The organism is Pseudomonas sp. FW215-R2, assembly GCF_058789255.1.
The window spans coordinates 163,946-177,557 of sequence record NZ_JBYTBO010000009.1; the positions used below are offsets into that span (position 1 = coordinate 163,946).

Annotated in this window: 12 protein-coding genes; 4 read left to right on the plus strand and 8 right to left on the minus strand. The window is 59.8% G+C overall.

The window, feature by feature from the left end:
- Positions 1-23 precede the first annotated feature (23 nt).
- From AC3WRD_RS14825 to AC3WRD_RS14855, 7 genes are all read right to left on the minus strand, one after another.
- On the minus strand, positions 24-3,668 hold the full coding sequence (locus tag AC3WRD_RS14825; protein WP_102620438.1) for a transporter substrate-binding domain-containing protein: 3,645 nt from the start codon (positions 3,666-3,668) through the stop codon (positions 24-26).
- 8 nt (positions 3,669-3,676) lie between these two features.
- Entirely contained in the window at positions 3,677-4,303 is a 627-nt protein-coding gene (locus AC3WRD_RS14830) for a response regulator transcription factor (protein ID WP_096821086.1), read from the minus strand.
- A gap of 392 nt (positions 4,304-4,695) precedes the next feature.
- A complete protein-coding gene (locus tag AC3WRD_RS14835; protein ID WP_102620437.1) occupies positions 4,696-6,024 on the minus strand; it encodes a deoxyguanosinetriphosphate triphosphohydrolase in 1,329 nt (442 codons plus the stop codon).
- A gap of 68 nt (positions 6,025-6,092) precedes the next feature.
- The gene (locus AC3WRD_RS14840) at positions 6,093-7,256 is read right to left on the minus strand and encodes an EAL domain-containing protein (RefSeq protein WP_096821088.1); all 1,164 of its coding nucleotides are present in this window, start codon (positions 7,254-7,256) and stop codon (positions 6,093-6,095) included.
- A gap of 124 nt (positions 7,257-7,380) precedes the next feature.
- On the minus strand, positions 7,381-7,719 hold the full coding sequence (locus AC3WRD_RS14845; protein WP_096821089.1) for a hypothetical protein: 339 nt from the start codon (positions 7,717-7,719) through the stop codon (positions 7,381-7,383).
- Complete coding sequence (locus tag AC3WRD_RS14850) at positions 7,716-8,102, minus strand: phage holin family protein (RefSeq protein WP_096821090.1); 387 nt, start codon at positions 8,100-8,102, stop codon at positions 7,716-7,718. Before AC3WRD_RS14850 ends, AC3WRD_RS14845 begins: the two co-directional genes overlap by 4 nt.
- 2 nt (positions 8,103-8,104) lie before the next feature.
- Positions 8,105-8,419, minus strand: a complete 315-nt coding sequence (locus tag AC3WRD_RS14855; RefSeq protein WP_085710739.1) for an ElaB/YgaM/YqjD family protein — start codon at positions 8,417-8,419, stop codon at positions 8,105-8,107.
- Positions 8,420-8,735: 316 nt separating this feature from the next.
- On the opposite strand from AC3WRD_RS14855, the gene AC3WRD_RS14860 reads away from it, so the two are divergent.
- The gene (locus AC3WRD_RS14860) at positions 8,736-9,944 is read left to right on the plus strand and encodes an ammonium transporter (protein ID WP_096821150.1); all 1,209 of its coding nucleotides are present in this window, start codon (positions 8,736-8,738) and stop codon (positions 9,942-9,944) included.
- Here the strand turns inward: AC3WRD_RS14860 and AC3WRD_RS14865 are convergent.
- On the minus strand, positions 9,941-11,653 hold the full coding sequence (locus AC3WRD_RS14865; protein WP_102620436.1) for a cation:proton antiporter: 1,713 nt from the start codon (positions 11,651-11,653) through the stop codon (positions 9,941-9,943). The two genes, AC3WRD_RS14860 and AC3WRD_RS14865, sit on opposite strands and share 4 nt — an antisense overlap.
- A gap of 202 nt (positions 11,654-11,855) precedes the next feature.
- Between AC3WRD_RS14865 and AC3WRD_RS14870 the strand changes: the two genes are divergently transcribed.
- The 3 genes from AC3WRD_RS14870 (at position 11,856) to AC3WRD_RS14880 (ending at position 13,545) form a co-directional block, all read left to right on the plus strand.
- Positions 11,856-12,092: a glutaredoxin family protein gene (locus AC3WRD_RS14870; protein ID WP_007955734.1), complete on the plus strand. Its 237-nt coding sequence runs from the start codon at positions 11,856-11,858 to the stop codon at positions 12,090-12,092.
- Between the two features lie 172 nt (positions 12,093-12,264).
- A complete protein-coding gene (locus AC3WRD_RS14875) occupies positions 12,265-12,582 on the plus strand; it encodes a transcriptional regulator (protein WP_085730606.1) in 318 nt (105 codons plus the stop codon).
- A 69-nt stretch (positions 12,583-12,651) separates the two neighbouring features.
- On the plus strand, positions 12,652-13,545 hold the full coding sequence (locus AC3WRD_RS14880; RefSeq protein WP_102620435.1) for a pseudouridine synthase: 894 nt from the start codon (positions 12,652-12,654) through the stop codon (positions 13,543-13,545).
- The last annotated feature ends 67 nt before the right edge of the window (positions 13,546-13,612 follow it).

Genomic DNA, 13,612 nt, shown 5'->3' on the forward strand with positions numbered 1-13,612 from the left:
CACTGCTCAGCGCCCAAGCATAGTTAAGGCCCGGTCATTCTGCTCTGGTCGGTCAGCGTCAGTTGTTGCTCCAGTGCCTTCTCCAGTTCAAGGATGGCGAAGCTGCTCGCCTTGCAGCGGCGTTTGATCTCGTCCACCGGCAACGCTTGCAGGCAGGCCTGTTCCAGAGCGTCGCAACTGTCGATCAGGCGTGACGCCTGGGCAATGCGCGCGGCGCCTTTGATCTTGTGCGCCATCTCGGCCAGAGCCTGGTGATCCCGCCCCGGGGACAACGCCAGCAGATCCTGACGGTCAAGCCGACTGCTGTTGAGCAGTTCGGTCAGCAGTCGGCGGGTCTGAGCGGGGTTTCCTCCTGTCAGGGCGTGCAACCCTTGCAGATTGAACGCAGGCGAAATGAGCGCTGGCTGGACACTGTCGACCCATTGGCTCAAGACACTCAGGCTCAGTGGTTTGAACAGGCACTCGTTCATGCCGGCCTGCTTGCAGCGAAGCACCTCTTCCGGTTGGGCATTGGCGGTAAACCCCAGCACGGTGCAAGGGGGGCGCTGCGTGAGTCGTTCGTGGCGCCGGATCGCTCGGGTCAGCTCATAGCCATTCATGACGGGCATGTTGCAATCGGCGATGACCAGATCGAATGCACCGTTTTTCCATTGTTCCAGTGCGCTCTGGCCTTCTTCGGCGATGCTGAAGTGGTGCCCCAGGAACTCGAGTTGCTGACACATCAGCAGGCGATTGGCCGGATGATCGTCGACCACCAGAACGTTCAGCGGGACAAGGGCGGTCTGGATCTGTGGTTCGTGTTTTCGGCCTGTCACTTCCGCGGGCAGGATAGCCAGCGGCAGCGACACACTTACCTGTGTACCGATCCCGGGCTGGCTACTCAATTGCAACTGACCTCCCATCATCTCGCACAGGCTGCGGCTGATGACCAGTCCCAGCCCTGCGCCACTGATTGCCCGATCCCTGCCTTGGCAGGCCTGGGCGAAAGGTTCGAACAGCCGTTGCTGATCCTCGGCAGAGATGCCGATGCCGCTGTCCTGAACCGTCAGTTGTACCTGCGAGCAATCAGGAACAACGCTGGCCAGCAGGTGCAGCGTGATCCGGATCTGGCCTTTTTCGGTGAACTTGATGGCATTGCTTATCAGGTTCGACAGCACCTGTTTGAAGCGCAAGGGATCCAGATGTACGTCGACGTTGAGTTCGGGAGGGGAGACGTTCACCACCAGCGTCAGCCGTTTCTGCCGGGCCAGGCCTTCGAAGATCCGGACCACCGAGGCGATGGTATCGATGAGGTTGACCCGCTCGGGGCTCAGGCTCAGGCGCCCGGACTCGATCCGGGCGATATCCAGAATGTCGCCGATCAGCCCCAGCAGATCCTTGGCCGAACTGTAGGCGGTTTCGATGCTGGAGCGGTCCGGATGCACTTTGTCGATGCGCTTGAGTGTCAGTTCGAGCATGCCGATGACCGCGTTCATCGGTGTACGTATTTCGTGGCTCATGGTCGCCAGGAAAGTACTCTTGGCCCGGTTGGCATCATCCGCGCGTTCCTTGGCTGCACGAAGTTCGTCGAGCAGCTCATGACGTTCACTGATGTCGATCCAGCCGCCGATGATCCCCTGGACATCGCCGCCGGAGTCGCGGTAAGGCAGGATCCAGTGATAAATCGTCAGGCGCCGGTTGCCGATATGCAACGGCCGGTCGAGCACCAGCGGCCTGCCCTCGGTCACCACCCGTTGATAGTCGGCCTGATAGGCGCGGGCTTCGAAGGCATTGTTCAGGGCACCTTCCATCACACTCTTGCCGATGACGTCTTCGCGCCGGGCATTGAAGGCTTCGAGGTAACTGTCATTACAGCTTTGCAGCAGGCCCTGTCGATCTCGCACATAGATCGGGTGGGGCGTGCCATTGACCAGCGAACGCATGAACTCCAGTTGATCGTTCAAGGCGCGTTCGGCCGATTGGCGCTGTTTGATCTGGCGACGCATGTAGGCATTCCAGAGCATCGACAGCAGCAAGAGCAGGCTGGCGCCCCCGATCACCTGATAGAACAAGCGTCGATACTGATGCCAGGTGCCTTGCGAAAGGCTGGAGTAGCCCCGCCAGCGACCGTTGATGATGCCCAGTTCTTCGGGCGTTATGCTCATCAGCGTCTTGTCGATGATCGAGCCCAGTTCCGTGTTGTCCCGGGCGGTTGCCAGGGAAAAAGCTGCCTGTCGTGTGCCGATGGTGGTGGTGATCTGCAAGGGCTGTTCGAAGATGTGTGAGGCGATGAAATAGTTGGCGATCACCAGCGAGTTCACCGCGCCCTCGACCTGACCTTCGTCGAGCAATGCCACCGCACTGAAGGTGTCCGGGGTTTCGATCAACTGGATGTAAGGAAACTCGCGGCGCAGGTACTCGATCATCGGGTTGCCCTGGGCGATGGCCAGACGCTTGCGCTTGAGCTGGCCCAGGTGCGTCGGACTGTCGGCAGCCTTCCGAGTCAGCAGGACGTAGGAGTTTTCAAGGTAGGGGCGGCTGAACTTGAGCGTTTCCTCGCGCAGGGCGGTTGGCAGCAGGGCGGCGATCAAGTCGGCCTGATGGTTTTCTATCTGCTTGATCATCTCGGCATCGCTGCGGCTGCGGCGGACTTCGAAGCGCAGGCCGGTGCGCAAGCGGATGAGTTCGAGCAGGTCGGCGCTGATGCCGCGAAAGTTGCCATCGGTATCAAAGAAGCTCAGGGGCGCAAAGGCCTCGTTGACGACCACGCTCACCACCGGGTGTTTTTTCAGCCATTGTTCTTCGCGATGGGTCAGTTGCAGTTTCTGATCGGTCAGCAAGGTATCGCTGCCGGCACTCCAGCGTTTGGCGATGTTTTCCCGCTCGCTGCCCGGGACGGCCTTGAGCACGCTATCGATGATGCCCAGCAGTTGAGGATTGTCGCGGCGAACGGCAAAACTGAAACCGTGGGCCTCGTGCTTGCCGAAATTGGCCATGCGGATGTTGTTCAGATACCCCTTGCTGATCATGTAGTGGGTGGAAATGGTGTCGCCGAGAAACACGTCCGCCTGATCGAAAGCAACCGCGTTGATTGCGTTCTGGTACGACGGATAGGACGTGATGAGGGCCTTGGGGTACAGGGCCTTGACCTCGTCCAGCGGCAGATAGTGATACAGCATGCTCAGCCGCAGGCCGGCCAGGCCATCGGTCAGTGAGCGGGTTTCACCGACGCGGGTGACCAGTACCGGTTGATCGATGGCGTAAGGGCTGGACAGCACGATGTCGGCGTTTTCCGCCTCCAGCCCGTTGGACGTACCGAGCATGTCGATGCTGCCATCGATCAATGCCCGAATCGCGGCGTCCCGTGTGGCAAAGCGCTTGACCTTGACCGGAAGACGGGTTGTCTGGCCAATGAGCCCGGCATAATCGGCTGTGAAACCTTCGTAGTCGCGGCCACTGGCGGTCATGTCAAAAGGCGGATAGTCGGGAGCGGACGTGCCCAGAATCAACTCGTTGCGATTGTGCAGCCAGTCCCGTTGCGAATGTTCAAGCAGGACCGGCAGCAACTTGTCGGACGAACGACTGAGCAGGGCCAGGTCTTGTGAAGTGACGGGCGTGGCTGTTGCATGAGCACTTAAACCAAGGCATGCACTCAATACAATCAGACAGGTTTTCAAGCGACTGGGCATGTTGGCTCTCACACGAGTGCGTTACGTTTGGCCATTTCGATAAGTTCTACAAGGGATTTGGCTTTGAGTTTCTGCATCAGGCGTTTTTTATAAGTGCTGACGGTCTTGTTGCTGAGGAACATGCCTTTGGCAATTTCCTTGTTTGTGCGACCTTGGGCAAATAGTTGCAATACCATTAATTCCCGGTCGTTGACGGCTTTGAATAGTTCCAGTTCCGTGTAACGCACATCATCGCTGCGAACCGGGTTCAGTGCCTGACTGGGAAAATAGTTGTAACCGGATAGAACAGCCTTGATGGCACTGACCAGTTCGCTGAGGTCTTCCTGTTTGCAGACATAACCCGACGCGCCGGACTGCATGCAACGAATGCCGAACAATGTCGGGCACTGTGCGGTCAGGACCAGTGTCTTGAACGGCGAGCTCATGGCATTGAAGCGGGCAAGGACTTCCAGGCCGTCAAGCTTCGGAATACTGATGTCGAGGATGATCAGGTCAGGCGCGCATTCGCGGACCATTTGCATGGCATCGACCCCGTTATCGGTTTCACCGACGACTTTGTAGCCTTCATGTTCCAACAGCATTCGAACGGCAAGACGGATAACCGGGTGATCATCGACGATAAAAACGGAGTTCATAATAAAGTCCCATGCGAGCGCGAATAAAGGGCGCACCTTAGCTCAGATGGATGAGCGGTCGCATGAACCGACAGTGCCTCAGCGGCAATCTAGGATTATTCCTACATATAAAGAAGAATGAGACTACGCGTGAACTAGTTTTGGCGTAGGTAGAGGGAGTGGCGCGTTAATTGGGTTTCGTCAATGGAGCGCCGTGCATTATTGAAAGGCCTGGCTGTTTAATATTTATAGGATGTTAAGGGGCTTCGGTTTTTTGTTTTAGTGATTCTTCGCAATATTTGGACGATGCATATAAAGAAAAATCGGAACCTGCAACAGACCCTGTCCTGAATCCTGTCTTGTGTGATGCGTGCTCCGACCGATCAGCGCCTGACCGGTTGGAGCACGAGGCATCATTGGCTGGAGCGGCCTGTCATTTCCAGGGCCATGTCGCTGGCGTAACTGTCAGTCATGCCCGCGATGAAGTCGATCATGCGCAGGAACGATGCGTGCAACGGGCCGTGCGGATCCGGTGCATTGTTGCCCAGCAAGTCGAGGATTCTGCGGCTCTTGAACGACGGCGTACGGCCGTTGTGCTGTTCCAGGGCCGCGCCGCAGAACGCGTTGAGCAGAATTTCCAGTGTCGTGTAGGCACCAATCTCGTGCAGCGTCTTGCGCTTGTCCTGGAAGATCTTTCGGCGGGCGATGTCCTTGGCGTTCAAGACGCAACGTTTGGCCGGGCCATGCATGTGCTCCACGAGGTCCCCGTGCAGCGTTCCCGCCAGCAGTGCGTCCTGTTGCTCGACGAAGGCCCGGGCGGCGGCGTTGGTCAGGTGCTCGATGGCCTTGCCCCGCAGGATCGCCAGTTTGCGCCGGCGCGAATCCTGAGGGCCCAGCAGGCGATAGGTTTCCGGCAGATCGTCGCCGACCAGACCCAGCAGTAGCGACTCGACCTCGGCGTAGTCCAGCAGCTCCATCTCCAGGCCATCTTCCAGATCGATCAGCGCATAGCAGATGTCATCCGCGGCCTCCATCAGATACACCAGTGGATGGCGTGCCCAGCGCTGCTCTTCGAGTTGCGGCAGGCCCAGTTTGTGGGCGATCTGTTCCAGCAGTGGCAACTCGCTCTGATAACAACCGAACTTGTGTTTCTTGTAGCCCAGGGAGTCGGCGTGACGCGCGGTCCACGGGTACTTCAGATAGGTGCCGAGGGTCGCATAGGTCAACCGGGTGCCGCCGTCGAACTGGTGATATTCCAGTTGCGTGAGGACCCGGAAGCCTTGGGCATTGCCCTCGAAGTTCAGGAAGTCACCGCGCTCGGCGTCACTCATCGCATCCAGCCAGCCGCGCCCGGCAGCCTGCTGGAACCAGTGACGAATGGCGTCTTCACCGGAATGGCCAAACGGCGGATTGCCGATGTCATGGGCCAGGCAAGCGGACTGGACGACCATGCCCAGATCGCTCGGCTCGCACCACTCGGGCAGATCGCGACGCAGGGTTTCACCGACGCGCATGCCCAGCGAACGACCGACGCAGCTGACTTCCAGCGAGTGGGTCAGGCGCGTGTGGATGTGGTCATTGCTAGACACAGGGTGCACCTGGGTCTTGCGGCCCAGGCGGCGAAAGGCGCCAGAGAAAATGATGCGGTCATGGTCTTTGTGGAACGGGCTGCGGCCGAGTTCCTGCGGGCTGTGCAGCGGCTTGCCGAGACGTTCGCGGTTGAGCAGGGTTTGCCAATCCAAGGCTGATTCTCTCCGTCGGGTGACTGGTGCCCTAGCTTCCCGGTTCGAGCGAGTGTCTGCAAGCGCAACTACAGTCCGGCAGCGTCAATGTCGATCAACAGCAAGCGTTCGCCATTGTCGAAGAATTGCCCGGCGGTCAGGCAATACTGGTTGCTGGTGGCATCGCGGTAGGTGTTGGAAAGCGTCAGCCGCCGTTCTTCCCAGCCTTCGGCCAGCAGGTGGTAGAAATAGGGGCGCCACGACCAGTTGTGGCCCAGATAACGGTTGTCGGCGACCCAGCCGCTTTGGCGCCATTCCAGATTCGGGGTCAGTTGCGTGCCCTGGCGGTCGCACTGATAGAACCGCAGCAACCACGGAAAGGCATCGAGTTGCGGCAAGGCGCTGAGCGGCGCGCGAGCCTGAGCCCAGGTCTGCAGGATAGTCATCAACTCGCCGAGCTGTTGGCGCATCGACATCAACTTGCCGCGCTCAGTGAGCTTCTGCTTCACATACGCCTGGCGCAGTTCAGCGAAGCGTTGGACGAAAGCATCCGTCGCAAAGAAAGCCTCCTGCGCCCGGGCGAACAGAAAACCCTGTACGTAGCGTGAGCCGCACTCCAGCGCGAAATTCAGCTGCGCTTCGGTCTCCACGCCTTCAGCGATGATCCAGCAGCCGGTTTTTTCCGCCATCTGTGCCAGCGCCTTGACCACATCGCTGCTGGGCCCACCGAGTGCGGCGGCCTGGAACAGGCGCATGTCGAGCTTGAGGATGTCCGGTTGCAATGCGAGCACACGATCAAGTTGTGAGTATCCAGCGCCGAAATCGTCGATGGCGATTCGCGCCCCGGCATCGCGATAGCGCGCGACCACTTCAGACAGGCGTTGACTGTTGCCGCCGAGCTCGGTGATCTCGAAGACAATCCGCTGCGGGTCGACGCCATGCCGGGCGAGTTGTTTGAGGCTCGGCAGCGCCTGGTCGGCGCGCAGACGGCTGATCCAGCGCGGCGACATGTTCAGGCTGAGAAACCAGTCCGGTGGCGCTTCGTGCAATCGGCTCAGCGCATTGTCGCGAACCTGCCGGTCGAGGCGGCGCAACGCGGTGGCTGGCGTTCGTGGATCGGCGAACAGCGGCCCGACCGATGTCAGTTGCCCTTGCGCCTGGCGCAGACGGCCCAGCGCTTCGACGCCTGCGATGCGTCCGGTGGCGGTATCGATGAAAGGCTGAAAGCAGGCGAGCGGTTGCCCGTCGATCACGGGGCCTCCTTGGTCGTTGTTGTTCGGGTGGGACCCTGCCGGCCGGATAGACGAGCGGGATTGAATCTCCGGATGAAGAGATTCAATCCCGCCAGCACTGCAAGAATGCAGCCAGATGTGCAGCTCAGCGCTTGCTGGTGTTCTGCATGACCAGTTTGATCAGCGGAGCGAGGCTGGTGCCGAGACGGATCAACCGACTCAGACCGCCGACGCCTCCACTCTTGGCACCTTTGCCGGTGAGGAAACCCAGCAGCGTCACGGCCGCCACGCCCCACAACGGCGCGTGCTTGATGCCGAAACCGTCCTGCAGGTTTTGCGTCATGCCGCGCATGCGTTGCAAGGGTTGCAGGACCTGGCCGGCTTCGTGACGGATTTCCTGACGATGCATTTCCATGCGCAGACGGATCAGGGCCTTGCGCATTTCCTGGCGCGAGCTGTTTTGTGGAAGTTCAGGCAGGCTCATGGCAGCAGGCGCTCCCGGTCGTTGGCCAGTTCTTCCAGGGTGCCGTGGAAGGGCGAGGATTCATCGAAGATCGCAGCCTTGAGACGCAGCGCGCAGAAGATCGCCGCCAGGGTGTAGAACACGCACAGGCCGATGATCGCGGCGAGACGATACGTGTCCCAGAACACGATCAGGACGAGGGTCGACAGGCCGACCAGCAACAGCAATGCAAACACCAGCGCCAGGCCTGCAAACAGCAACAGGCTGACGGTGCGTGCCTTCTGCTCCTGAAGTTCGATGCCGAACAGTTCGACATGACTGTGCAACAGACCAAGGACGGCTGCGCCCAGGCGCCGCGTGGAGGAAGTGGTGCCCGAAGTCGGGCCGGATTCACCGATCGACATGATTAGCGCCGCGTGGCCAGCAGGCCAATCAGAAAGCCCACGCCCGCCGCGATACCCACCGATTGCCACGGGTTGGCCGAGACATAATCTTCGGTGGCGGTGACCGCTGCCTGACCGCGCTCGCGCAGGGTGTCTTCGGTCAGTTTCAGGGTTTCCCGTGCGCGCAGCAGACTTTCGTGGATCTGTTCGCGCAACTCATCCGCCTGATCACCGGCCAGCGTGGCGGTGTGTTCCAGCAACCGTTCGGTGTCGCTGACCAGGGTCTGGAAGTCGTTCATCAGGATTTCTTGAGCAGTCTTTGCCTTGGTGCTGGCCATGGGGAATCTCCGTAAGTGGCTGTCTGAAACGGCTTCTGAAACTTTCGAGTATGAGCCTTGCGTGAAGGTTCAGTACAAATGACTGGTACATCTTTTGCTGTGTCGTGGTGCGTCACCGGACAGCAGTGCGCTGTTGCCGGGCGCGAAGCCGGGAAATCATAGCCCGGATGACACGGGTTCATATCAGGACATCGACCTTGTGCGCCAAAGCGGTTCGCCGGACCAGTGGATCGGTGACTGCGCGGTCGCAACTTGGTGCATGAAATGTCTGCATGAACCGCTTTGGTGCCTTTTTCAGCCTTGGGTCTGCCTCTTCATGGAAAATCTGCAAAGCGCTGTGGATACGCTCGTTCATAGTTCCAACACGTTGTTCATTCTGATCGGTGCGGTCATGGTGTTGGCCATGCACGCCGGTTTCGCCTTTCTGGAGGTCGGAACGGTTCGCCAGAAGAATCAGGTCAACGCCTTGTCGAAGATCCTCAGCGACTTCGCGGTGTCGACGCTGGCCTATTTCTTTATAGGCTATTGGATTTCGTACGGGGTGACGTTCCTGCAACCGGCGGCGGTGCTCAGCGCCGATCATGGTTACGGGCTGGTGAAGTTTTTCTTCCTGCTGACCTTTGCGGCAGCGATTCCGGCGATCATTTCCGGGGGTATCGCCGAGCGGGCACGGTTCGTTCCGCAATTGTGCGCGACGGCGCTGATCGTGGCGTTCATCTATCCGTTTTTCGAGGGCATGATCTGGAACGGCAACTTCGGTCTGCAAGCCTGGCTGGCGGCGCGGTTTGGTGCATCCTTCCATGACTTCGCCGGCTCCGTGGTGGTTCACGCCATGGGCGGCTGGCTGGCGCTGGCGGCGGTGCTGTTGCTGGGGCCGCGCAATGGGCGCTATCGCGATGGCCGGCTGGTGGCGTTCGCGCCGTCGAGCATTCCGTTTCTGGCGCTGGGCTCGTGGATCCTGATCGTCGGCTGGTTCGGCTTCAACGTGATGAGCGCGCAAACCCTGCAAGGCGTCAGTGGTCTGGTGGCGGTCAATTCGTTGATGGCGATGGTGGGCGGTACCGTGGCGGCGTTGATCGTCGGGCGCAATGACCCGGGCTTTCTGCACAACGGTCCGTTGGCCGGTCTGGTGGCGGTGTGTGCCGGCTCCGACCTGATGCATCCGGTGGGCGCGCTGGTGACCGGTGCGATTGCCGGTGCCCTGTTTGTCTGGTGCTTCACGGCGGCGCAGGTCAAATGGCGGATCGACGACGTGCTGGGTGTCTGGCCGTTGCACGGCTTGTGTGGCGTGTGGGGTGGCATTGCCTGCGGGATCTTCGGCTCGACCGCGTTGGGCGGGCTCGGTGGCGTCAGCCTGATCAGCCAGTTGATCGGCACGGCGTTGGGCGTGTTGGTGGCGCTGGTCGGTGGCTTCGCCGTCTACGGTTCGATCAAGGCGCTGCATGGTCTGCGCCTGAGTCAGGAACAGGAGTATTACGGCGCGGATCTGTCGCTGCACAAGATTGGCGCGGTAAGTCAGGACTAAGTCTCTTCACCTTCGGCACCCGGGTAGAAGCCATGCAGCAGGCGATAGCGGTCGATGCGCACCCGATCGACTTTCTCCTGCACCTGGTGTGCCGGCAGACCGAGCAGAATCAAGGCATGAGAGGCAAGCATCAGGCTTGACTCCAACAGCTCCGGCACCACTTCGCTGGCGCCGGCGGCTTTCAGTTCGGCCCACTGACTGTCATCGCGGGTGCGCACCAGAATCGGCACCTTCGAGTTGAGTCGCCGGGCTTCCTTGAGCACCCGCAACGCCACATCGCTTTTATCCACGGCAATCACCAGCAGCCTGGCGCGCAGCAAACCGACGGCAGTCAGCAGGTCGCCGCGTGCCGAGTCGCCGTAATGCACGTCGCGTTCGACGGTGGCGGCCTCCTGTATACGTACGGGGTCGTTATCCAGGGCGATGTAAGGTTGCCCGGCATTGCGCATGAAGCGTCCGATCGACTGACCGACACGACCGTAACCGCAGATCACCACATGCTGATCGAGTCCGGCATTGAGGGCGCTGATGTGTTCGATCTGTGCTTCCTGATTGGGTTTGCGGTGCAGGGCGGCGGCGATACGCGGTGCTGCACGCAACATCAGCGGCGTCAGCAGCATCGAGCAGAATGTGGCAGCGAGGAGCAGCGCGCCGAGTTCGGCGGGCATCAGCTGGTTTTGCTGCATCTGCGCCATCAGGGCGAAACAGAACTCGCCGCCCTGAGCCAGTGCCAGGCCGCTGCGCCACGCGGTTTCATTGTCGTTGCCGCGCCATTTCACCAGCAGCGCCACCACTGAACCCTTGATCACCAGCAAACCCAGGGTCATGGCGAGTATCAGCAGGCTGTGGCTGGCAAACAATTGCAGGTCGATCAGCATGCCGATGCTGACGAAGAACAGGCCGAGCAGGATGTCGCGGAACGGCCGGATATCGGCTTCGATCTGATGCCGATAATGACTTTCCCCCAGCAGCATGCCAGCCAGGAAGGCGCCGAGGGCAGGGGACAGGCCGAGCAGGTGAGTCAGCCACGCCGTGAGCAACACGATCACCAGCGCCAGCAGCACGAACAGCTCGGCCGAACGCGAGGCCGCCACCTCCTGAAACAGACGTGGCAACAGCCAGCGACTGGCCAGCAGCAAGCCGATGAACAGCACAACCGTCTTGAGCAGTGTCAGCGGCAATGCCCAATACCAGGCCTGATCGCTGCTACCGGCGAAAACGGGTACCAGCGTCAGCAACAACACGGCCACCACATCCTGAAACAACAGGACACCCACGGCGTTCTGGCCGTGGCTGCTGAAGATTTCGCCGAGGCTGCCCAGTTCCTTGGTGACGATCGCCGTGGATGAAAGCGAAAGCCCCGCGCCGAGCAACAGCGCCGGGGTGAGGGGCATGCCCAGCAGCATCAGCACACTTCCCAGCAGCGCCGTGCTGATCAGCACCTGTTGGCTGCCCAGACGGAAAACCACCTGGCGCAGGGCAATCATTTTCGACAGGGAGAATTCCAGCCCCAGCGAAAACAGCAGAAACACCACACCCAGCTCGGCAAGGTCCGGCAGGTGTTCACTCTCGTTGATCCAGTCGAACGCCTTCGGTCCGACCATCAGTCCGACACACAGGTAGCCCAGCACTGGCGGCAGGCGCAGGCGGCGGAACAGGGCAATCATCACCAGGGACGAGGCAAGAATGATCAACAGATTGGCAAACACAAAACACTCCGGCGGCAGGGTCAGGCTCTTCAAGCGTAGAGGCAAAAAACACCGGAGCATGCTGGAAAACGCATTTGTGCGGGCTGATTTGAGTCAGGGTTTTGCGAGGATAAACCTGCTCGAGGGCTTGAGGCCTCTGATGGGTCGACGGGTTCACAGGTGAGGCCTAAAATGGCCAATCAAATTTTGGGATTGAACGCGCATGCTTCCTGAATGCCAGTTGTTCGGCACCCTGGGGTGCCATCTGTGTGAAGTCGCTGAAGCCGAGCTGATGCCGTTTGTCGAGCATGGCCTGCTGGTGGAACTGGTGGACATTGCTGACGATGAGTCCTGGTTCGAGGCCTACAGCCTGCGGATTCCCGTGCTGCGCCGGGTCGATACCGGGGCGGAGCTGGGGTGGCCGTTCAGCGCCGATCAGGTTGTGGCATTCCTGCGTTAGCCTTTTCCCTCGACGTTGTTCCGACCTGGCCATTCATCGCGACGGTCATCGATCCTTGGCACTCTCGGGTTTATTCGGTTACTGTATGTTCATACAGTAATTGAGTGGGCTCGTCGTGCTGTGTCCTTTTGGGGCAACAGGCAGGGCAGCCAGGACGTCAGAGGGATGAACCGTGGTCAATGTCGAACAGTTGAAAAGCAGCGTGAACCGGATGTCGGTTGACGTGGTGCGCGAAGCCGTCCACGAATTGCGCCTGGACGGTCTGGTCACGGAAGGCAAGACGCCGTTCAACAAGCTGCATTTCAATACCTGTTTTGCCGAGATCGAGGCGTTGTTCCAGCGCGCCGGATATCACAAGCAACTGGATGTGGTGGGTTATCAGGGCTTGTTGTACGCCTTGTACGATCCGGGCCGCTGGGAGGCCGTCGATGTATTGCGCTGGCTGAAGGAATTCACTGAGGCGGCGGCCCTCAAATCGATTCCCGCCTGATTCTGCGCTAGGTCTGCTGCTCTCTGTGTTGGATAATGCCGCTCTGCTTTAAGGGTTCGAGTTCTCCGTATGTCCAGCACATCTACATTTTCCGCCGCACAGAATCAGGCCAGCACGCTTTATCTGCCTCCCGGCGACTGGCGGACAGTGTTCGATTGTCTGTGTGATCACTTCAGTGCCATCGGACGCGATCAATGGCTGGACCGGATTGCCCGAGGCCGGGTGCTGGATGGTGAAGGCCAGCCGATTGCGCTGGACTTGCCGTACAAGGAAGGCCTGCGCATCCATTACTTTCGCGAAGTGCCGGATGAAAAGCCGATTCCGGTGGTCGAGTCCATTCTCTACGCGGACGAACATCTGGTCGTCGCAGACAAACCTCATTTCCTCCCGGTGACACCGGCAGGGGAGTACGTGGAGCAAACGCTGCTGCGCCGGTTGATTCGCCGACTGGACAATCCGCACCTGGTGCCGCTGCACCGGATTGACCGGCACACCGCCGGGTTGGTGATTTTTTCGGCCAATCCGCAGACGCGCTCGGCGTATCAGTCATTGTTCCCGACACGGCAAATCGAAAAACGCTACGAAGCCATCGCTGCTGCATTGCCGGAGCTGGATTTTCCATTGGTGCACAAGAGCCGCATGGTCGATGGCGAGCCGTTTTTCCGTATGCAGGAAGGCCCAGGTGTCAGCAATACCGAAACGGCAGTGGAAGTGCGGGAAAAGAACGGTGACCTCTGGCGCTACGGCCTGTATCCGGTGACAGGCAAGAAACACCAGTTGCGGGTGCATATGACGTCGCTGGGCGCCAGCATCTGCAACGATCCGTTCTATCCCGAGGTGCTGAAGGACGTTGAGGATGATTACGCCAAACCGCTCAAGCTTCTAGCGCAGGGTTTGCGGTTCATCGATCCGGTCACGGGTCAGGCGCGTGAATTTGAAAGCCGGATCACGCTGGACTGGTGATCCATAGCGCAATCCACGTTCTACCGCCCACGAAAAAGCCCGCATCATGCGGGCTTTTTTGTATCTG